At 72.0% G+C, this 21438-nt stretch carries 18 protein-coding genes; 16 read left to right on the top strand and 2 right to left on the bottom strand.

From position 1 onward, the window contains the following. Positions 1-2: 2 nt before the first annotated feature. Genes ACFV9G_RS21230 through ACFV9G_RS21160 form a run of 15 tightly spaced genes read left to right on the top strand, consistent with a single transcriptional unit; the run spans position 3 to position 18211 of the window. Positions 3-1031 (top strand): ABC transporter permease, encoded by a 1029-nt coding sequence (locus ACFV9G_RS21230; RefSeq protein WP_378729578.1) that lies wholly within the window; start codon positions 3-5, stop codon positions 1029-1031. Then, positions 1028-1840, top strand: coding sequence for an ABC transporter permease (locus ACFV9G_RS21225; RefSeq protein ID WP_378729576.1), 813 nt, complete (start codon positions 1028-1030; stop codon positions 1838-1840). Before ACFV9G_RS21230 ends, ACFV9G_RS21225 begins: the two co-directional genes overlap by 4 nt. Continuing rightward, positions 1837-3489 carry a dipeptide ABC transporter ATP-binding protein gene (locus tag ACFV9G_RS21220; RefSeq protein ID WP_378729574.1) on the top strand — a complete coding sequence of 551 codons (1653 nt, stop codon included), beginning with the start codon at positions 1837-1839 and terminating at the stop codon, positions 3487-3489. Before ACFV9G_RS21225 ends, ACFV9G_RS21220 begins: the two co-directional genes overlap by 4 nt. Beyond that, a complete protein-coding gene (locus tag ACFV9G_RS21215; RefSeq protein ID WP_378729572.1) occupies positions 3486-4799 on the top strand; it encodes an acyl-CoA dehydrogenase family protein in 1314 nt (437 codons plus the stop codon). Before ACFV9G_RS21220 ends, ACFV9G_RS21215 begins: the two co-directional genes overlap by 4 nt. Next, positions 4796-6040: an LLM class flavin-dependent oxidoreductase gene (locus ACFV9G_RS21210; RefSeq protein WP_378729570.1), complete on the top strand. Its 1245-nt coding sequence runs from the start codon at positions 4796-4798 to the stop codon at positions 6038-6040. The genes ACFV9G_RS21215 and ACFV9G_RS21210 overlap by 4 nt, the downstream gene beginning before the upstream one ends. A gap of 48 nt (positions 6041-6088) precedes the next feature. Beyond that, complete coding sequence (locus ACFV9G_RS21205; RefSeq protein WP_378729568.1) at positions 6089-7108, top strand: LLM class flavin-dependent oxidoreductase; 1020 nt, start codon at positions 6089-6091, stop codon at positions 7106-7108. Further along, entirely contained in the window at positions 7105-8331 is a 1227-nt protein-coding gene (locus ACFV9G_RS21200; RefSeq protein WP_378729566.1) for an acyl-CoA dehydrogenase family protein, read from the top strand. The genes ACFV9G_RS21205 and ACFV9G_RS21200 overlap by 4 nt, the downstream gene beginning before the upstream one ends. Before the next feature lie 35 nt (positions 8332-8366). Continuing rightward, positions 8367-9410 carry an aldo/keto reductase gene (locus ACFV9G_RS21195; RefSeq protein WP_378729564.1) on the top strand — a complete coding sequence of 348 codons (1044 nt, stop codon included), beginning with the start codon at positions 8367-8369 and terminating at the stop codon, positions 9408-9410. A gap of 41 nt (positions 9411-9451) precedes the next feature. Continuing rightward, positions 9452-10489 carry an aldo/keto reductase gene (locus tag ACFV9G_RS21190; RefSeq protein ID WP_378729562.1) on the top strand — a complete coding sequence of 346 codons (1038 nt, stop codon included), beginning with the start codon at positions 9452-9454 and terminating at the stop codon, positions 10487-10489. A gap of 8 nt (positions 10490-10497) precedes the next feature. Beyond that, a complete protein-coding gene (locus ACFV9G_RS21185; RefSeq protein WP_378729560.1) occupies positions 10498-11601 on the top strand; it encodes an LLM class flavin-dependent oxidoreductase in 1104 nt (367 codons plus the stop codon). Further along, complete coding sequence (locus ACFV9G_RS21180; RefSeq protein WP_378729558.1) at positions 11598-12938, top strand: NtaA/DmoA family FMN-dependent monooxygenase; 1341 nt, start codon at positions 11598-11600, stop codon at positions 12936-12938. Before ACFV9G_RS21185 ends, ACFV9G_RS21180 begins: the two co-directional genes overlap by 4 nt. Before the next feature lie 53 nt (positions 12939-12991). Beyond that, positions 12992-14707 (top strand): ABC transporter substrate-binding protein, encoded by a 1716-nt coding sequence (locus ACFV9G_RS21175; RefSeq protein WP_378729556.1) that lies wholly within the window; start codon positions 12992-12994, stop codon positions 14705-14707. 4 nt (positions 14708-14711) lie between these two features. Beyond that, positions 14712-15656, top strand: coding sequence for an ABC transporter permease (locus tag ACFV9G_RS21170; protein ID WP_378729554.1), 945 nt, complete (start codon positions 14712-14714; stop codon positions 15654-15656). Positions 15657-15665: 9 nt separating this feature from the next. Beyond that, entirely contained in the window at positions 15666-16568 is a 903-nt protein-coding gene (locus ACFV9G_RS21165; RefSeq protein ID WP_378729552.1) for an ABC transporter permease, read from the top strand. After that, positions 16565-18211, top strand: coding sequence for a dipeptide ABC transporter ATP-binding protein (locus ACFV9G_RS21160; RefSeq protein WP_378729550.1), 1647 nt, complete (start codon positions 16565-16567; stop codon positions 18209-18211). The genes ACFV9G_RS21165 and ACFV9G_RS21160 overlap by 4 nt, the downstream gene beginning before the upstream one ends. 18 nt (positions 18212-18229) lie before the next feature. Here the strand turns inward: ACFV9G_RS21160 and ACFV9G_RS21155 are convergent, their stop codons facing one another. Then, positions 18230-19684 (bottom strand): SidA/IucD/PvdA family monooxygenase, encoded by a 1455-nt coding sequence (locus ACFV9G_RS21155; RefSeq protein WP_378729548.1) that lies wholly within the window; start codon positions 19682-19684, stop codon positions 18230-18232. A gap of 47 nt (positions 19685-19731) precedes the next feature. Further along, positions 19732-20625, bottom strand: coding sequence for a LysR family transcriptional regulator (locus ACFV9G_RS21150; protein WP_378729546.1), 894 nt, complete (start codon positions 20623-20625; stop codon positions 19732-19734). Positions 20626-20716: 91 nt separating this feature from the next. On the opposite strand from ACFV9G_RS21150, the gene ACFV9G_RS21145 reads away from it, so the two are divergent. After that, the gene (locus tag ACFV9G_RS21145; protein WP_378729544.1) at positions 20717-21412 is read left to right on the top strand and encodes a type 1 glutamine amidotransferase domain-containing protein; all 696 of its coding nucleotides are present in this window, start codon (positions 20717-20719) and stop codon (positions 21410-21412) included. Positions 21413-21438 lie beyond the last annotated feature (26 nt).

The following is a 21438-nucleotide window of genomic DNA, read 5'->3' as shown; positions in this document are numbered from 1 at the left end:
CGATGCGGACCTACGTCGCGAAGCGGGTCGCCCAGGCGGTGCTGGTGCTGTGGGCCGCCTACACGCTCTCGTTCATCCTGCTCAGCGCGCTGCCGGGAGACGCGGTCAACAACCGCATCCAGGACCCGGAGAGCCAGCTCTCTCCCGAGGCGGCCAAGGTGCTGCTGGAGTACTACGGCCTGGACCGACCGCTGTGGGAGCAGTACCTGCACGGCATCGGCGCCGTCCTGCGCGGTGACCTCGGCTACTCGCTGACCAACGCGCGGCCGGTCGCCGACCTCCTCGCCGACGCGCTCCCGGCGACCGCGCAGCTCACCGGGCTCGGTCTGGTCTTCGGGGTCGGGTTCGCCGCACTGGTCGCGGTCCTGGCCACCTACGCCCCGGTGGCCTGGGTGCGGAGCCTGGCCGGCTCGCTGCCGGCGCTGTTCGCCTCGGTGCCGACCTTCGTCGTCGGGATCGTGGTGCTGCAGTTCCTCGCCTTCCGGCTCTCGTTGATCCCCTCGGTCGACGACGGCTCCTTCCTCGCCCTGCTGGCGCCCGCCGCCACCCTGGGCCTGGTCATCTCCGCCTCGCTCGCCCCGGTGCTGGCCGCCTCCATCCGGGGTACGCGCCGGCAGCCGTTCGTGCACGTGCAGCATGCGAAGGGCGCCGGTGAGGCCTACATCTTCCGCAAGGACGTGCTGCGGAACTCGACGCTGCCGGTGCTGACGCTCCTGGGCCTCACCGTCGGCGAGCTGATCGCCGGATCGGTGGTGACCGAGACGGTCTACGCCCGCAAGGGCATCGGCCAGCTGGTCGTCGGGTCGGTGAACACCCAGGACCTCCCGGTCGTGCAGGGCGTGGTGCTGCTCTCCACGGTGGCGTACGTCGCGATCAACATGGTCGTCGACCTGGCCTACCCGCTGGTCGACCCCCGGATCCTGGTCGACGGCAAGGCCGCCCGGGTGAGCCGGCAGAAGGAGCCGGCCGCGGTCGGGAGCAGGACCGAGGTGCGTACGCCGCGCCTCCCGGCCGAGGTGGCGATGCCATGACGGCCAGGTCCATCTCCGCCAGGCTCACGCTGGTGCTGGCGATCGGTGTCGTCGCCGTGATCCTGCTCTGGGCGGCCGTGCCGGGGCTCTTCACCGACCACGGCCCGCTCGCGGTCGACCCGCGCAGCAAGCTCCTGCCGCCCTCGGCCGAGCACCTGTTCGGCACCGACCAGCTCGGCCGCGACCAGTTCTCCCGGGTCGTGCACGGCACCCGGGCCTCGCTGACCGGCTCGGCGATCGCGGTCGGCGTCGCGGTCGTGCTCGGCTCGCTGGTGGGCGCGCTGGCCGGCTGGTTCGGCGGGGTCGTCGACACGCTCGTCGGCCGCGCGATCGACGTGCTGCTCTCCATCCCCGGCTTCCTGCTGGCGATCACGATCGTGGTGGTGCTCGGCTTCGGGATCGTCCAGGCGGCGATCGCGGTCGGGCTGACCTCGGCTGCGACCTTCGCCCGGCTGATCCGCTCGGAGGTGCTCAAGGCACGCACCAGCAACTACGTCGAGGCGGCCGTCACCAGCGGCACCTCCACCTTCGACATCCTGCGCCGTCACGTGGTGCCCAACTCGCTGGCCCCGACGTTGTCGCTGATCACCGTGCAGTTCGGGATCGCGATCATCTGGATCGCCTCGTTGAGCTTCCTGGGCCTGGGCGCCCAGCCGCCCGACCCGGAGTGGGGCCGGCTCGTCTCCGACGGGCGCAGCTACATCGCCACCCGCGGCTACCTCACGCTCTGGCCAGGCCTGGTCATCGTCGCGGTGGTGCTCGCGATCAACCACATCTCCCAGCACCTGACGAGAGGACGGCCGTCATGACCGCCACCCCGCTGCTGTCCGTCGAAGGGCTCGACGTCGCGTACCGGACCCGGAAGGAGCTGACCCGGGTCGTCGACGGTGTCAGCCTCGAGATCCTTCCCGGCCAGGTGCTGGCGCTGGTCGGCGAGTCCGGCTCGGGCAAGACCACGACGGGGCACGCGATCCTGGGCCTGCTCCCCGAGAACGGCGTCATCACCGGCGGCGTCGTCCGCTACCGCGGCGAGCCGATCCAGAGCCTCCCGCCCAAGCGGATCAGGGCGCTGCGCGGCACCGCGATCAGCCTGATCCCGCAGGACCCGACGGTCTCGCTGGACCCGGTGCGCCGCATCGGGCACCAGATCGAGGACGTACTCGTCCTGCACACCAGCCTGGACGCCACCGCCCGCCGGAGCCGGGTGCTGGAGCTGCTCGAGCTGGTCGGCTTCAGCGACGTGGAGCAGCGCTTCGGCCAGTATCCGCACGAGCTCTCCGGCGGGATGCGCCAGCGCGTCCTGATTGCCGCCGCGCTGGCGGGTGAGCCGGACCTGATCATCGCCGACGAGCCCACCTCCGGACTGGACGCCACCGTCCAGGCACAGGTGCTCGACCTGATCGACGACCTGCGCCGGCGCACCGGGACCGCGGTCGTGCTGATCACCCACGACCTCGGCGTCGCCGCCGACCGCTCCGACCTCATCGGGGTGATGCGCGAGGGGCGCCTGGTCGAGGTCGGGCCGACCCGCGAGGTCCTCGACGATCCGCAGGACCCCTACACCCAGCAGCTCCTGGCCAGCGTGCCCGCGCGGCTCGAGCTCGTCCGCGAACGCGCGGGGGAGAACGCCGCCGACGCGGAGGAGGATCCGGTCATCGAGGTCGCCGACCTGCGCAAGGAGTACGCCGGCTTCGCCGCTGTCGACGGCATCTCCTTCTCCGTGCGACCGGGCCGGACGCTGGCGATCGTCGGCGAGTCCGGCAGCGGCAAGTCGACCACCGCGCGGGTGCTGACCGGGCTCACCGAGGCCACCTCGGGCTCCGTCTCGCTGCTCGGCACCGAGATCACCGGGCTGTCCCGCACGCAGTTCCGCCCGCTGCGCCGCGATGTCCAGATCGTCTACCAGAACCCGTACGCCTCCTTCGACCCCCGCTTCGACGTGCACGCAGTGGTGGCCGAGCCCCTGCGCGCGTTCTCCTCCGGCGCCCGCCGCGGGCGGAGCGCCCGGCGCGAGCACGAGGAGAAGGTGGTCGCCGCGCTCGAGGCGGCGGCGTTGCCCGCCGACTTCGTACGCCGCCACCCCCGCGAGCTCTCCGGGGGCCAGCGCCAGCGCGTCGCGATCGCCCGCGCGCTCGTCCTGGAGCCGAAGGTCGTCGTGCTCGACGAGCCGATCTCCGCCCTCGACGTCTCGGTGCAGGCCCAGATCCTGGAGCTGCTGCGCGACCTGCAGGACCGGCTCGGGCTGACCTACCTCTTCATCTCCCACGACCTCGCCGTGGTGCGCGCGATCTCCGACGAGGTCGCGGTGATGCGGCACGGGCGGATCGTCGAGCAGGGCGAGGTCGCCCGCGTCTTCACCGACCCGTCCCACACCTACACCCGCCAGCTGCTCGACGCGATCGCCGGCAGGGGTCTGACCACCGAAGGGCTCAGGGCCCACGTGAAGGAGCGCGCATGACGACCGACGCCGCGGCCAACGGCAGAGCCATCACCAGCATCCGTGGGTTCGACCAGAGGGGCGTCGCCGGGCCCGAGTCGTACGAGGAGGCGGTGCTCGCATTTCGCGCCATCTTCGCGCAGCTTGCGCAGACGGCGGGGGAGCGGGATCGGACCCACACCCATGCGTTCGACCTGGTCCGCCAGTTGACTGACGCTGGAATCGGAAGGCTCCGGGTGCCCGTCGAGCACGGCGGCTACGGCGTGGATCTCCCGACATTGTTCGGTCTCCTGGCCGAGGCCGGCCAAGCGGACTCCAACGTGCCGCAGATCTTGCGTGGGCACTTCTCCGCGGTGGAGATCCTTCGCCACACCCCGGACGACCGGGTCGCTGGGCACTGGTTGCGCCGGATTGCTGCCGGAGCTGTGTTCGGCAACGGCCAGTCGGAGCCGGCAGGAGCGAACACCTCCGGTGCGGGCTTCGACATCTCCACTCACATCCATGAGGTAGACGGTCGCGCTGTCGTCTCCGGCACCAAGTACTACTCCACCGGATCGCTCTACGCCGACCACATCCGGGTCGCCGCACTGGACCCGGACGGCAACCGCGCCTTCGTCGTGGTTCCGGCCCGCCACCCCGGAGTCACCCACGTCGATGACTGGGACGGCATCGGGCAGCGGCTGACAGGCAGCGGAACGACCCACTTCCACCAGGTGCCGGTAGAGCCGCACGGCCATCTCGGGCTGGTCCAGGAGGCCCTGCGTCCGCTGCCCGCGTTCTTCCAGATCGTCCATCTCGCCAACCTCGCCGGGATCGCGCGCAGCATCCGCGACGAGACCATCGCAGTGGTCAGGTCCCGGCAGAGAACCGGTGTCCACGCGCTCTCATCCGTGGCGAGCACCGACCCGGAGGTGCTTGGCGTGATCGGGCGGCTACAAGCCAGGTCCCTGACTGTCGACACCCTGCTCCGTCAGGTGGCCGAGGGCCTGGAGGCAGCCGATGCGGAGGGCGCGCCGGAGGCATACGAGCGCAACTACATCGAGGTCTCGGCAGCCCAGGTCGCGGTCATCGAAGCCGTCCTCGACGCCGCAACGATCGCCTATGACGCCGGGGGCTCCTCGACAGTGCGCGAAGGCGTCCATCTCGACCGGCACTGGCGCAACGCGCGCACCCTGGCTTCCCACAACCCGGTGGTCTACAAGCCCCGCGTGATCGGCGACTACCTGGTCAACGGAACCTCTCCGACCTACTCCCACGAGCGGCCGGGGCAGGCACGGCCGGCGCATTCCGACTCGTCCAGCGAGCCGACGAACGAAGGAGCTCTCCCATGACACGTCAGCTTCACCTCAACGTCAACATCCTCAACGCCGGCGTCTTCGGTGGGTCCTGGCGCTTCCCAGGAACCGACGCGACCGCCAGCTACACCGTCGAGCACTACACCGAGATCGCCAAGAAGGCGGAGGCCGCGAAGCTCGACGCGGTCTTCCTGGCCGACGGGCCCGTTCTCGACCCGAACATCCGGCACCGCTCGGGCAACAACCTCGAGCCCACCACGGTGCTGGCCCGGATCGCCGCCCAGACCGAGCGGATCGGCCTGATCGGCACCCTGTCCTCCTCCTACAACGACCCGGCCGACCTCGCCCGTCGTGTCGCCGACCTCGACCACCTCGCCGGTGGCCGGGTCGGCTGGAACGTGGTGACCACCGCCGGTCCGGTCGCCGCCCGCAACTTCGGCCGCGAGGGCGAGCCCGACCACGCGCTGCGCTACCGGCGGGCGGCCGAGTTCGTCGAGCAGGTGGTCGCGACCTGGGCCGCCCGGGACTCCTTCGTCTCGCCGCAGGGGCGCCCCGTCGTCGTCCAAGCGGGCGGCTCCAGCGACGGCCGCAGGCTCGCCTCCCGCGTCGGCGAGGTGATCTTCTCCGCCGACCAGGACCTCGACCACGCCCGCGCCTTCCGCGAGGAGATCCGCCGCGGCGCCGCTGAGTTCGGGCGCGGCCCCGAGGAGGTCGTGGTGCTGCCCGGGCTCTCCACGGTGGTCGGCAGCACCGAGGCCGAGGCGAAGCAGCGCCGTGAGCTGCTCGACGAGGTCCTCCCCGACGCGTACGCACGGGCCCGTCTCGCCGGCCAGCTCGGGTTCTCCCTCGACGGGCTCGACGACGACGAGCCGATCCCGGCCGAGCTGCTCGTCGAACCCGACGCCGCGGGCGGGTCCCAGACCTTCTACCGGGTGGTGAAGGACTACATCGACAAGGAGAACCCCACCCTGCGCCGGCTGCTCAAGCACCTCAGCGGAGGTGGCGGCCACCGGATCGTGGTCGGCACGCCGGAGCAGATCGCCGACGACGTCGAGCGCTGGTTCCTCTCCGGGGCCGCCGACGGATTCAACGTCATGCCCGACGTGCTGCCCTCCGGGTTCGACCACTTCGTCGAGCAGGTCGTGCCCGAGCTGCAGCGCCGCGGCCTCTTCCGGCGCGAGTACGCCGGCACGACCCTGCGCGACCATCTCGGCCTCGGCCTGCCCTCCGTGCCACAAGGCGTGTGGGAGCGCGCCCCGCTCGCCGTCGCCCGCTGACCCGTCCGCCGACCAGCCCGGCCTCCACCAACACCCGAGGAGCTCATCATGACTCTCAGCACCCCACCCGTGGTCCTGCTGGACCTGGCCGTCGCCACCGCCGGCCCCGGCGCCCCGTGGCTGCCCGACGCGGCCACGGCGGCCGAGGTCGCCGAGGCCGCCGAGCGTGCGGGAATCACCGCCCTCCGGATCCTCGACGAGACCCCTGAGGCGACCACCCTGGACGCCACCGTCCTCGCCGGCCACCTGGCCGGACGCACCAGCACCCTGGGCTACCTCGTCGACGTACGCACCAGCCACCACGCCCCCTACAACCTCGCCCGCCGTCTCCTCTCCCTGGACCGGGCCAGCGGCGGACGGACGGGACTGGTGCTGCGCCCCGGTGAGGGCGACGAGGTCAGTGCGGCGGTCGCGCCTGACCAGGCGGCCTCGGACCCGGCTCTGCGCTGGCAGGAGTACGCCGCCATCCTGCTCCGGCTGTGGGAGAGCTTCCCCGCCGAGGCCCTCGTCGGTGACCAGGAGGCCGGGGTCTTCGTCCGCGACGAGCTGATCGCGCCGATCTCCCACGACGGCAGCTTCTACCGGGTCAACGGAGCTCTCGACGGACCCTCGTCGGTCCAGGTGCGCCCGCTCCACGTCGTCGCCGACACCGACGTGCTGTCCTGGGACCAGGTCGCCGCCACCGCGGACCTGGTCATCGTCGACCGCGACCGCGCCCCGGGTGCCGATCAGGCACTGGGCGCGGCGCTGCGGCGGGTCGGCCGGGATCGGGCCGACGTCGCCCTGGTCGGGAGGACCGCCGTGGACCCGGCGGTCCTCCGGTTCCCGCAGGCCCTGACCACCGACCTGCGCAGCTGGGCAGCCCGCGACGGTCTCGACGGCTTCGACCTCGTCCCGCTCGCCGAGGGCCCGGGGTCCGTCGGCGCCTCCGCGCTCGCGATCCTGGAGACCGTCGTCCCACTGCTCGGCTCGCGCACCGGCGCCACCCTGCGCGAGGCCACCGGATCCGTACCTGCCCCGGCCGAGACGGCCGGCGCGGGGACCACATCGGTGGAGGTCGCCTCGTGACCGCCGAGCTGACCGAGAACCCCACCGACCTCGCCGCAGGGGGAGAGGCGCCGCCGACCGTCGCCGGCATCCGGTCCGCCGTCGCGCCGGTCCTGGCGCGCCTGGCCGCCGGGGCCCGGGGCCGCGAGGACACCCGTGACTATCCCCACGCCGAGGTCGGCGCCCTCGCGGCGCACCGGATCACGCTCACCGGCATCGCCGTCGAGGACGGCGGCGCCGGCGGCACGCTGCGCGACGTCGCCGACGTGGTCATCGACATCGCCCGGGCCGACTCCAACGTCGCGCAGGCGCTCCGCTCCAGCTTCCTCACCGCCCAGTCGGTCGCGACCAGGCGGGACCTGCCCGACCGCGAGCGCACCCTGGACCGGCTCCGCGCCGGCCATCTCTTCGCCGGCACCGCCAACGAGCGTGGCGGGGCACCGGGCGCGGTCGCGACCACGATCCGCACCGTCGGCGAGGAGTTCCGGCTCACCGGCGAGAAGTACTACTCCACCGGAGGTCTCTACGCCCAGTGGTTCGGCGGCACCGCGCTGGACGAGGAGGGCGAGCTGGTCCGGTTCACGGTGCCGGTCGACCGCGACGGGGTCGAGCGGCTCGACGACTTCGACGCGATCGGGCAGCGGCTGACCGCCAGCGGCACCACCCGGCTCCGGGACGTACGCATCGAGCCTGACGAGTTCGCGCGTGCCGAGGACCGCCAGCCGCGCAACCCGTGGCAGGGCTCGTTCGCCCAGCTCTACCTCGCCGCGGTCGAGGCCGGGATCGCCGCGGCCGCCTATGACGACGCGCGCTGGTTCGCGCGCGACGTCGCGCGCCCGATCAAGCACAGCCCGGCCGAGCGTACGGTCGACGACCCCTACGTACGCCACGTGGTCGGCGAGATCGCTGCCCGGGCCAACGCCGCCCGGGCCGTCGTCCTGCTCGCCGCGGAGACCCTCGGCGCGGTCGGCGGAGCCGGCGACGAGGAGGTGCGCGAGCGCGGCGCGGAGGCGTCGGTGGCCGTCGCCCAGGCGCAGTACGTCGCCATCGAGTCCGCCCTGCGCGCGGCCGAGCTCGTCTTCGACGTCGGCAGCGGCTCGGCCACCGACCGCGCCCATCGCCTCGACCGGCACTGGCGCAACGCGCGCACGGTCGCGAACCACAACCCCCGCAACTGGAAGACGGCGGTGGTCGGCGGCTACCTCCTCGCCGAGGAGGACCCCCCGACCACCGGCCTGTTCTGAACGCCACCCAGACCTGTCCCACCCGAAAGGAACCCATGTCCCTCGAACTCACCCGGCGGCTCGGCCGCACCGGCGTCCGGGTCAGCCCGCTGACGCTCGGCACCATGAACTTCGGCCGCTGGGCCAAGGAGGCCGACAGCATCCCGATCATCCAGGCCGCGATCGAGGCCGGCGTCAACGTGATCGACACGGCCGACGCGTACGGCGCCGGAAGCTCGGAGAAGATCGTCGGCAAGGCCCTGCGGAAGGCCTCGGTGCCCCGCGAAGACCTCTTCCTGGCCACCAAGTTCCACGGTCAGATCGGCGAGAACCCTCAGCATGCGGGCAACAGCCGACGCTGGATCACCCAGGCCGTCGAGGACAGCCTGCGCCGCCTCGGCACCGACTACCTCGACCTCTACCAGGCCCACCGTCCCGACCCGGACACCGATCTGCTGGAGACCCTGCACACCCTCAACGACCTGATCAGGCAGGGGAAGATCCGCTACTACGGCACCTCCGTCTTCCCGGCCCACCAGCAGGTCGAGGCGCACTGGCTCGCCGAGAAGCACGGCCTGATCGCCCCACACACCGAGCAGCTGCCGTACTCGCTGCTGGTCCGCGGCGCCGAGCGCGAGGTCTTCCCGGTCGTGGAGAAGTACGGCGTCGGGGTGCTCAGCTACGGTCCGCTGGTCGCGGGCTGGCTCAGCGGCGGCTACCGCATCGGCGCCGAGCAGCCCACCTCCGCGCGGGCCGACCTGATCCCGGGTCGCTTCGACCTCGCGGCCGAGCGCAACCAGCGCAAGCTCGCCGCCGCCGACGCGCTCGCCCGCCTCGCCGAGGAGAACGGGCTCACCCTGATCGAGCTCGCCGTCGCGTTCGCGCTCAACCACCCGGCCGTCAGCAGCGTCATCATCGGCCCGCGCACCGCCGACCATCTCGAGAGCTACCTCAAGGCCACCACCGTCGAGCTGAGCGACGACGTGCTCGACCGGATCGACGAGATCGTCGACCCCGGGACCCAGTTCCTCGAGCGCGACACCGGGCGGGACACCCCGTCCCTGCAGCCCGACGCACTCCGCCGTCGCCGCCACGCCTGACCTCCACACCGACAACCCACCACCACGACGAGAGGGTCACGATGACCGACCAGTTCCCCAACTACCAGCGAGTCCACGCCGCGGCCGAGGACCGCTACGAGAAGGTTCCGTATCGGCGTACGGGCCGTTCCGGTCTGGACCTGCCCGCGATCTCCTTCGGCCTGTGGCAGAAGTTCGGCGCCGACTACGCCTTCGAGACGCAGCGGGAGATCATCCTGCACGCCTTCGACCTCGGGATCAGCCACTTCGACAACGCCAACCGCTACGGACCGCCGCACCGGGCAGCCGAGAAGACCTTCGGGCAGGTGCTGCGCCGCGAGCTGGCCGGCTACCGCGACGAGCTGGTGCTCTCCACCAAGGCCGGCGGCATCACCGGCCCCAGCCCGTACCTCAAGGGCGGCTCCCGGAAGAACCTGCTCTCCTCGCTGGAGCACAGCCTGCGCGACCTGGGCACCGACTACGTCGACATCTTCTACCACCACACCCCGGACCTGACCACGCCGGTCGAGGAGACCGCGAGCGCGCTGGCGACCGCGGTGCGCTCCGGCGAGGCGCTCTACGTCGGCATCTCCAACTACAAGCCCGACCGGGCCGCCGCGATCGCCGACCTGCTGGAGGCCGAGGGCGTGCCGCTGCTGATCCACCAGCCGCGCTACTCGATCTATGACCGCAGCATCGACCAGAACGGCCTCGCCGACCTCGCCCTGGACAAGGGCTTCGGGCTGATCGTCTACTCGCCGCTGGCCCAGGGTCTGCTCACCGACAAGTACCTGGAGACCATCCCGGACGGCGCGCGGGCGCAGAACAGCACCTTCCTCTCGCCCGACGTGATCGACGAGACCTACCGCGCCCGCACCGCCGAGCTGAACAAGCTCGCCGAGGCCCGCGGCCAGTCCCTGGCCCAGCTCGCGCTGCAGTGGGTGCTGCGCAACCCCGCGGTGACCTCGGCGCTCATCGGGGCCAGCTCCACCGAGCAGCTCGACCACAACGTCCAGGCGCTGGAGGCACCCGAGCTCACCGATGAGGAGCTGGCCGTCATCGACGAGTTCGGTGTCCACGGCACCGGCCTGAAGATCTGACGTACGCCATGACAGCGACGACCACCACGGGACCGATTGCCGCGGCAAGGCCGCGGATCGGGGCCGGCGTCGAGGACGGGCGCCCGTTCCGGCTCGGCTTCCTGCTGCACCTGGACAACGACCTGCCGCCGGCGCGGGCCTACCGGGAGGCGATCACGCTCTTCCGGGAGGCCGAGCGGCTGGGCTACGACTCCGGCTGGGTCATCCACCGCCACTTCCGTCAGGGCAACGAGCACGTCTCCGCGCCGCTGGTCCTGCTGGCGGCGATCGCCGAGCACACCAGCACGATCGGGCTCGGCACCGGCGTCTACGTGCTGCCGCTGGAGGACCCGCTGGTCGTGGCCGAGCAGGCCGCGACCCTGGACGAGCTCAGCGGCGGACGGGTCGAGCTCGGTGTCGGGTCGGGCCCGTTCGCCACGGCCTGGGAGGCCTTCGGCCGCGACATCGAGGCCCGCCACCAGCTCTACGCCCGCAGCGTCGCCCGCCTCCAGCAGGTGCTCGACGGCAAGCCGCTCAACAGTGCCGGTGAGGTGCTGCACCCGCCGGCGCCGGGGCTGCGGGGCAGGCTGTGGCAGGCGACCACGTCCGACCCGTCGGTCGCGCTCGACTCGGCGGCGGCCGCCGGGAAGGTGGGGGACGGGCTCCAGCTCTCCCGCGCCACCGCCTTCAACCGCAACCAGACACCGGCCCGGCAGGCCGAGATCATCGAGGCGTTCCGGGCCACCCACCTGGCCGTCCACCCCGACCGGGTGCCGCGGGTGCAGGTCTCCCGGGCGATCTACCCGCACCCCGAGCGGGAGGCCGCGGTCGCCGCCGTGGCGCCCGGTGCCCGCCGGTGGCAGTCGTGGATGGTCTCCCGGCAGGGGCAGCCCGAGCTGAGCGTGGAGGAGTTCCTGGAGCGCGACAACGCGCTGCTGGGCCCGGTCGAGGCCGTCGCCGACGGCCTGGCCGCCGACCCGGCGCTCCGGGAGGTCACCGACCTGCTGGTCAGCTTCGTCCCCGGCGTACCGCCGCTGGAGGAGCATCTGCGGCTGCTGGCGGCCTCGACCGAGGTCGCCGGCCGGCTCGGCTGGCAGCCCAGCCCGGGCGCGGCGGGGGAGGGGGACCGATGAGCTTCCACCTGGTGGCGTCGCTGATGACGCCCGGACACTTCCGCTCCGCCTGGCGGCTACCCGCGGCCGACCCGGCGGCCCACCTCGACATCGACTACTACCAGCGGCTTGCCCGGACCGCGGACGAGGCCGGGATCGATGCGATCTTCCTCGGCGACAGCCCTGCGATCGGGCCCGACATCGCCCGCAACCCGGCCAACGGCATCGACCCGCTGGTGCTGCTCGGGAACCTGGCGGCGGTCACCGAGCGGGTCGGGGTGCTGATCACCAGCTCCACGACGTACAACTCGCCCTACAACCTGGCGCGGCGGTTCCAGGCGCTCGACATCGTCACCAAGGGCCGCGCCGCGGTGAACCTGGTGACCACCTACGCGCCGAAGGCGGCTGCCAACTTCGGGCTCGCCGAGACCCCGGACAAGCCGACGCGCTACCGCCGCGCCCATGAGTTCCTGCAGGTCGTACGCGACCTGTGGGACGGGTGGGAGCCCGGAGCGATCCTGGCCGACAAGGAGGCCGGCCGCTACGCCGACCCAGACCTCATCCACGAGACCGGTCACCGCGGCGAGTTCTTCGAGGTGGCCGGCCCGCTGCCGACGCCGCCCGGTCCGCAGGGCCACCCGGTGGTGGTGCAGGCCGGCGGCTCCGAGGGTGGGCTCCGGCTCGGCTCCGCGCTCGCGGACGTCATCTTCACCGTCGCCCAGACGCGGGCGAAGGCGGTCGACTTCCGCGACGACATCCGCGCCCGGGCGGTCGCGGCCGGCCGCAGCGCCGACGCGGTGAAGGTCTCGCTCGGCGTCATCGTGCTGGTGGGGGAGGACGAGGCCGACGCCCGTGCCCGGGCCGAGGAGCTCTACGCCACTCTGCCGTTCGACGACATCGCCCGCGCCAACCTCGCCGTCCTCGGGCTGGGCGAGCGTGACCTGGACGAGCCGATCCGCGCCGAGGAGCTTCCCGACATCCCCGTCGCGGAGGGCGGCTCGGCGGGCTTCCAGGTCAGCACCCGCGCCCTGCTCGCCGAGCGGCCGCTGTCCGCACGCGAGCTGGTACGCGCCACCGCCGGCGTCCCCGGAGGCGGCCACCGCCTGGTCGTCGGCTCGGCCGAGCAGATCGCCGACGACCTCGAGGCCTGGTGGCGGGCCGGAGCCGCGGACGGCTTCACGATCATGTACGCCGACACGGCCGTCGACTTCGACCGCTTCGCCCACCAGGTGGTGCCGATCCTCGTCGAGCGCGGCCTCTTCCGCGCGGCCACACCCGGCACGACGCTGCGCGAGCGCCTCGGCCTGCCCCTCTGGGAGCGAGACCGCGGCCCGGCCGCGGTCGACGCCTCCGCCTGACCGACCGACACCGCCAACACCCCCACTTCGCACGGACCGGAGAGAGAACCCCCATGAGCGACCTACGCAGCTCCATCGAGAACGCCACCGCGCGCAACCGCCGCAGATGGCCCTGGATCGCCGGCGCGGCAGCCGCCGTGCTCGTGCTGGCCGTCGGCGGCGGCATCGTCGCCGCCCGAGGCGGTGAGGAGACCGCGGCCGGGAGCGACAAGCCCGTGCGCGGCGGCACCCTCGAGTTCGGCCTGATCGACTACCAGCGCAGCCCCGACCCGCAGTGGGGCACCAACTACGCCGAGTCGATCATCGCCGACAACATCACCGACAAGCTGACCTGGCAGGACCCCGACACCGGGAAGATCACGCCCTGGCTGGCCACGAAGTGGGAGGTCAACGACGTGCTCACGCAGTTCACCTTCCACCTGCGTGACGACGTCACCTTCAGCGACGGCGAGCCCTTCGACGCCGCGGCCGTGAAGGCCAACTTCGACCAGTACATCTTGGGTGACCCGAAGCTCGGGATCCTCCCCAACGGCGCCACCCTCTTCCCCGGCTATGCCGGCACCGACGTCGTCGACGAGCACACGGTCCGCCTCCGCTTCGACCAGCCCCTGGGCAGCGCCCTGCAGGCCGTCTCGTTCACCGCCAACGCCGGCCCCGGGTTCCTCTCGCCCAACACGCTGAAGCTGAGCGCCGAGCAGCGCTCCGCGGACGCCACCAAGGTGGTCGGGACCGGCCCGTTCGTCTATGAGTCGTGGAAGGAGCAGGACAAGACGGTGCTGTTGCGGCGCAAGGGCTACGACTGGTCGCCGCCATCGCTGAAGCACGAGGGTGAGGCGTACCTCGACAAGATCGTCTTCAACACCATCCCGGAGGCGAGCGTACGCACCGGCTCACTGAGGTCGGGAGCGCTCGACGCGACCCTGGACGTCGGCACCACCGACGAGAAGCCGCTCGAGGACGCCGGCTTCTCGATCATCAGCCGCGGCGTCTCCGGCACCGCGATCGTGTGGAACCTCAACGCCTCCCTGTTCCCGACCAACGAGCTCGCCGTACGCCGGGCGATCCAGCTCGGCTGGGACCGCGAGGCGGTCGAGAAGACCGTGCTGACCGACTCCTACTCGATCGCCACCTCGATCCTGGCGCCGTCGGTGACCGGCTACGTCGACCACAGCAAGGACGTCCTCCGCTACGACCCGGACGAGGCCGCGAAGCTGCTCGACGACGCCGGCTGGAAGCCCGGCCCCGACGGGATCCGGGTCAAGGGCGACAAGTTGCTGACCATCAAGGTCGTCGGGATCAGCAACCTGGTGGCCAACAAGCCGGCCTACGAGTCGATCCAGGCCGACCTGAAGAAGATCGGCATCGACGTGCAGCTCAACGTGCTGCCGCTGGCCGACTACGCCGCCGAGCAGACCAAGGTCGCCACCGAGTGGAACGCCGCCGCCGCCAACCGTTCGCGCAACGACCCGACGGTGCTCAACCTCCAGTACAACCCGGAGATCGGCAACCAGGCCTACCTCGGCGACAAGACCCCCGACGTCGACGCCGCCGAGGTCGCCGCCACCCTCGGCCGCCAGGAGACGACCCTCGACGACGCCAAGCGCAAGGAGTACGCCGCGGCCGCCCAGGACCTCGTGCTCGACAAGTACGCCCTGGTCAACCCGGTCTACAACCCGTCCCAGGTCATCGCCCACGCGGACTACGTGCACGGGATCGTCTTCGACGCCCAGTCCCGCAACCACTTCGTCGACACCTGGAAGAACAAGTGATCCCATGCTGCGCTACGTCGCACTCAAGGTGGGGCGGGCCGCGTTCGTGGTCTGGGCGGCGTTCACGCTGACCTTCGTCCTGCTCTACGTGCTGCCCGCCAACCCGGTGGACCTGATGTTCGACCCGGCCGAGCTCAACACGGTGACGCCGGAGGTCAGGGAGCAGGTCGCCGACACGTACGGCTTCAACGACCCGGTCCTCGTGCAGTACCTCGAGCGGCTGTGGCACGCGCTGACCGGCGACTTCGGCAACTCGGTCCAGTCGGGACGCTCGGTCAGCGCCGCGGTCGCCGCGGTGCTGCCCAGCACCCTGCTGCTCGCCCTCGGCGCGCTGGTGTTGGCGCTGGTGATCGCCTTCGTGATCGCCCTGGTCGCCACGGCCACCCGGCAGGAGTGGCTGCGCCGCCTGGTCGAGGCGCTGCCCACGAGCGCGGTCTCGGTGCCGGTCTTCCTCTCCGGGATCCTTCTCCTGCAGGTCTTCGCGTTCCGGCTGGGCTGGTTCCCGGCCTTCGGCGACGACGGCTGGCGCAGCCTGGTGCTCCCGCTGATCACCCTCGCGATCCCGGTCGCGGGGCCGATCGCCCAGCTCCTCGTACGCTCCTTCGCGGCCGAGCTCCACTCCGGCTACGTCACGACCAGCTGGGCCAAGGGTGCCTCTCGCGGGCAGGTGATCATCGGCGACGTCTTCCGCAACGCCAGCCTGCCCGCGCTCACGATCGCCGGGATCACCTTCGGCAACCTGATCGCCGGCTCGGTCATCACCGAGACCGTCTTCGCGCGCCAGGGGATCGGCCGGATGACCCAGACCGCGATCAACACCCTCGACATCCCGGTCGTGCAGGGGATCGTCGTGCTCGTCGCGGCGAGCTTCGCGCTGATCAACCTCGTTGTCGACCTGATCTATCCGCTGCTGGACCCGCGCCTGCGGGCCACCCTCGCGACCGCCTGAGGAGCCACCATGACCGCCGACGTTCTCAGCTCAGCGCTCGCCTCCGAGGAGCGCAGACACCCTCGGAGCACGACGCTGACGTGGCTGCGCAGGGTCGCCGGCCCCGTGGCCGACCTGGTCCGACAGCCGGTGCTCCTGCTCGCCTGGGTCATCGTGCTGGTCGCGGTGGGCTGGGCGGTCGTCCCAGGCCTGTTCACCCACTTCAGCCCCTACGAGGGCAACCCCGACGCCAGCTTCGCCCCACCGAGCGCCGAGCACTGGTTCGGCACCGACCGGCTCGGCCGCGACCTCTACGCCAGGAGCGTCTACGGTGCCGCGACCACGCTGACCGCGACCCTGCTCGCGGTGGCGATCGCCTTCGGGATCGGTGCCCTGGTCGGGCTGGTCGCGGGCTTCGCCGGCGGCCTGGTCGACACGGTGATCATGCGGGTGGTCGACGTCTTCCTGGCCATCCCGAGCCTGCTGCTGGCGATGGTGATCGTCTCGGTGCTCGGCTACTCCACCAACAACATCGCGCTCGCGGTCGGGATCTCCTCGATCGCCTCCTTCGCGCGGGTCATGCGCGCCGAGGTGCTCAGCGTCGCCTCGCGCGACTACGTCAAGGCGGCGTACGGCCTCGGGGTCGGCCGCCTGGGCGTGGTGGTCCACCACATCGTGCCCAACTCGATGGCCTCGGTGCTGGCCCTGGCGGCGCTCGAGATCGGCACCGCCATCCTGGCCGTCGCCGGGCTCGGGTTCCTCGGCTACGGCGCGCCGCCGCCCGAGCCGGAGTGGGGGCTGCTGGTCGCCGAGGGCCGCGACTTCGTCGCCGCCTACCCGTGGACCTCTCTGCTGCCCGGCGCGGCCCTCGCGGTCGTGGTGATCGCGACCCACCGCATCAGCACCTCCTTCAGGAAGGACATCGGCAGATGAGTGCCGGCCCAGACCCCCTGCTCCGCATCGACGACCTCGCGATCGACTACCGCACCGGTCGCGGCTGGACCCCGGCCGTACGCGGTATCAGCCTCGAGGTGCGACCTGGCGAGCTCGTCTCGCTGGTGGGGGAGTCCGGCTCCGGCAAGACCACGCTGGTCCAGGGCGCCCTCGGCCTGCTGCCGCCCTCGGCCCGGATCGGCCGCGGCACGATCGCCTATTCCGGCGTCGACGTCACCGGCTGGCCGGACAAGCGGATGCGGCTGGTGCGCGGCAACCACGTCGGGTTCATCCCGCAGGACCCCAACACCTCGCTGAACCCGGTCAAGCGGATCGGCCACCAGGTCATCGAGGCGGTCCGGTTCAACGCCCAGGACGGGCGCCGCGACTCCGCGGCCCACCGTGAGGCGGCGCTGGAGAGCCTGCGGGCCGCCGGGCTGGCCGATGCCGAGCGGGTCTTCGACCAGTACCCCCACGAGCTCAGCGGCGGGATGAAGCAGCGTGCCCTGATCGCCATCGCGCTGGCGGGGAAGCCGAGCATCATCGTCGCCGACGAGCCCACCAGCGCCCTGGACGTCACGGTCCAGAAGCGCATCCTCGACCACCTCGCCGCTCTGCGCGAGGAGCTCGGCCTCGGGGTCCTGCTCGTCACCCACGACCTCGGTGTCGCCCTGGACCGCTCCGACCGGATCGCGGTCATGCAGGAGGGCGGGCTCGTCGAGGAGGGCGACGTCGCCCAGGTCCTCACCTCGGCCTCGGACCCCTACACCCGCCGGCTCCTGGAGGCCGCGCCGTCGCGGCACGAAGGCCGGCTGCGTCCCAGCAGCGTCGCCGCGTCGACCGCCGGTGAACCCGCTCTGGTGGCCGAAGGGCTGACCAAGACCTACCGCCTGCGCGGCCGGGGCACCCGGAGCGAGCTGCGTGCCCTCGACGACGCCCGGCTCCTCGTACGCCGCGGCACCACTCACGCCATCGTCGGTGAGTCCGGGGCCGGGAAGTCCACCCTGGCCGGGATCCTGGCCGGCTTCACCACCCCCGACGGTGGCACCGTGCACGTCGACGGCACCGAGCTCACCGCGCTGGGTCGCCGGGAGTGGCGCGGCGTACGTCGTGACCTGCAGTTCGTCTTCCAGAACCCGTTCACCTCCCTGGACCCGCGGTTCACCGTCAGCAGGCTGATCGCCGAGCCGCTGCGGGCCTTCGGACTGGCCCGTACACGGGCGGAGCGGGCCGAGCGGGTCAGCGAGCTGCTGGCCGCCGTCGCGCTCGACGACAGCTACGCCCAGCGGCTGCCCGGCCAGCTCTCGGGAGGCCAGCGGCAACGGGTCGCCATCGCCCGCGCGCTGGCGCTCGAGCCGAAGGTGATCGTGCTCGACGAGGCCGTCAGCGCTCTCGACGTCTCGGTGCAGGCCCAGATTCTCCAGCTCCTGGTCGACCTGCAGGCCGAGCTCGGGCTGACGTACGTCTTCGTCACCCATGACCTCGGTGTGGTCAGGCTCGTGGCCGACGACGTGACCGTGATGAGGGCCGGTGCCGTCGTCGAGTCGGGGCCGGTCGAGGAGATCTTCGCGAACCCGTCCGACGACTACACGCGGTCGCTGATCGAGGCGATCCCGGGGACGCGGCACGCGCCGGCGCCCTGACCGGGCCTCCTGCCCGGATCAGGTGCCGGTCGGTCGGAGGTCCTCGGCGAGGTCGGGGGTCCAGATCGCGTGGGCGTACGCGTCCCGGAAGGAGGCCGCCGCGGCGGGCGTCCCGGCGACGGTGGGGGCGGCCTGGTCCTCGACGTAGAGGTCGTGGCCGATCGCGTCGACGAGGCGGGGGATACCGGTGGCCAGGCTCATCACGTCACCGACCGGGATCCCGAAGCTGAGCCCTGCCGCGGCCGAGAAGACATGGACGCGGCCCAGCCAGGGCGCGCTGCCCGGTGACCTCTCGCTCAGCTCGTAGCCGTCGCCGAGGTAGGGCCAGCGGGCGAGCTCGTCGTGGGCGAGGTCGGCTGGCGGGTGGTAGCGGTCGCCCCAGGTCGCGATGTCCGGGGCCAGCCGGGCGAGGTCGGGGCGGGTAGCCGGGTCGTACTGGTAGCCGGTGCCGGCGATCACCAGGTCGACCTCGTGGATGCCGTCGGCGGCCTCGGCCACGATCCGCTCGCCGACCGCCCTCGCGGTGTGCCACTCGGCGTCGAGATGGACGTGGAAGCCGTCGAAGGCGGCGGCGCGCTGCACCGACTCGAGGGTGCAGCTGCGCCCGGCCCGTGCCTGGACCACCTTCCGCTGCCAGCGGTCCGCGTCGCTGAGGCGGTGGAAGCTCTCCCGCGCGCCGAGGGTCAGTCCGCCGACGACGCCGGGGCCCTGCACGACGAGCTCGTCGCGGCGTACGAAGAGGTGGACCTCGGCCGCACCGGACTCCAGTGCGGCGCCGGCGATGTCGAGCGCCGAGGCGCCCGCTCCCAGCACCGCGACCCGGCGCCCGGCGAGCGCGGCGAGGTCGATCGGATCCGCCGTGTGTGCCTTCAGGTGGGCCGGCAGGCCGGCGATCGCCGCCGGGTAGGCGGGCCCGCCGGTGCTCTCGACACCGTTGGCGAGCACGAGCTTGCGCGTCGTCTCGGTCCTCCGGTGCCGGGCGCCGGCCGCGTCGGTGACCTCGAGCCTCACGCTCAGATACCTCGGGCCCGGCTCGACGTCGAGCAGCCTGGTCCGGTGCCTCACCGGCACCTCGACGACCTGCTCGATCCAGTCGAGGTAGTCCGCCCAGGTCGTGCGCGGGATCCGGTCGAGGTCCTCGTACGCCGCTCGACCGTGGAGCCGGGTGAACCAGCTGCGGAAGCTCAGCTCGGGGAAGCCGAACTCGGGGTCCGGCCAGACCTTCGGCGTACGCAGCCGCCGCATCCGGGCGATGCCGCGCCACACGCCCTTCTCGCCGGGAGCGGCGGCATCGATCACCGAGACGCGGCTGATCCCGAACCGTCGCAGGGCGAACCCGACCCCGAGCCCGGCCTGTCCCGCGCCGACGACCAGAACGTCGTGGTCGGTCCCGGTCTCGCGCACCCAGGGTGTCGGGGTCGGCCCGAAGAGGTCACGGACGTGGGCGGTGTAGTCGGTGAGGGCATCGTTCATTTAAGTAGAGTAACTCACGTGACTAAAACATATTGGTCGTCTCGGAATCAGGTTCTCGCCCAGCCGGCGGCCTCGGCGCTCAGGTGCCGGCAGACGTGGGCGACGGCCGGTGGCGCATCGGGGCCGGTGGCGAGCCAGAGGGTGTTGAGCGGCCCGAGCCGAGGTGTGTGGAGGCGTACGACGGTCCCGTCGGTTAGCGCCCCGTCGACCAGGTAGCGGGGCAGCACCGAGGCGCCGATGCCGGCGACGACCGCGCGGAGGATGCCGCGCAGGTCGGGCAGCACGAGCGCGGTGCGGTTGATGGGACGTTCGTCGAACTCGGTGAGCCAGTAGCGTCTGATGATCGGGAGGTCGGGGGAGTAGGCCGCGAGCGGTACGGCGGCGAGGGCGCGGACCGGGTTCTGCGCCAGCTCGGTGGGGTCGACCTGTGCCGCGACCGCCGGGGCCGCGACGAGGAGGAACTCCTCGTCGACCAGCACGGTCGACCGAAGCCTCTCGTCGGCGGGGCGTACGGAGGAGACGACGAGGTCGAGACGGTCCTCGGCGAGGTCGTCGAGGAGGTCTTGGGCCAGGCCGGTGGTCACCGTCACGTCGAGGCCCTCGCGGACGAGTGGGGCGAGGGCGGGCACGATCCGGGTGGTCATCACGTCCGCGGCGCCACCGATCCGGATGTTCGCCGGGCCGATCGAGGGCTCGGTGCCGACGGCGCCGCGGAGCTGGTCGACCAGCGGGGTGATCCGGGCGGCGAGCGCGTCGGCCCGGCCGGTCGGCACCAGCCCGGTGCGGGAGCGCTCGAACAGGGTCGTGTCGAGCTCGTGCTCGAGCTTGCGGATCCGTGCGGTCACCGCGGGCTGGGAGAGGTCGAGGCGACGGGCCGCGGCGCTGATCGACCGCTCCCGGTAGGCGTGTGCGAACGCTTCCCAGAGATCGAGCGAGGTCATAGAAATCATTATGACCTGCTCCCTGGTTCCGGGAGTGAAGCGGGAGATGGTGGTCGTTAGGTCATCACCGAACCGAACTTAAGGAAGAACCATGACACGCGTACTGATGGTCGTCTCCGCGGCCGACTCCCTCGTTCTCGCCGACGGCACCGAGCACCCGACCGGCTACTGGGCCGAGGAGGTCGCCGCCTCTCACGAGACGCTCGTGAAGGCCGGCGTCGAGATCGACATCGCCACCCCGGGTGGCCGGGCGCCGACGGTCGACGCGCTCTCGCTCAGCGAGCAGGGTGGCGTCCAGCCCGAGGATGCCGAGCGCTTCCGCGCCTACCTCGCGACCCTCGAAGGAGAGCTCGCGCACCCGCTGGTGCTCGCCGACATCGACCCGGCGGCCTACGACGCCGTCCACATCCCCGGCGGCCACGCCCCGATGACCGACCTGGTCTCGGACCCCGCGCTCGCCGCGCTCCTGGCGGCCACCGACTCCGCCGGGCGACCGGTCGTCGCGCTGTGCCACGGCGTCGCCGGTCTCCTCGCCGCGACCGGCGAGGGCGGCTGGCTCTTCGGCGGGCGCCGGATGACCGGGTTCACCGACACCGAGGAGCAGCAGGGCGGCTACGGCGACACCATCCCCTACTCGGTCGAGCAGCGGATGCGCGCCGCCGGCGGGATCGTCGAGGCCGGTGAGCCCTGGAGTGACACCGTCGTCGTCGACGGCACCCTGATCACCGGCCAGAACCCGCAGTCCAGCGTCTCGACCGCCAAGGCGCTCCTGGAGCGGCTCGCCTGAGCAGACCGCTTGGAGGAGGCCCGGCG

The sequence above is a fragment of the Nocardioides sp. NPDC059952 genome (assembly GCF_042730435.1).
Classification (GTDB): Bacteria; Actinomycetota; Actinomycetes; order Propionibacteriales; family Nocardioidaceae; genus Nocardioides.
Note: the sequence above shows the minus strand (reverse complement) of the source record. Positions and strands in the feature narration are given on the sequence as shown.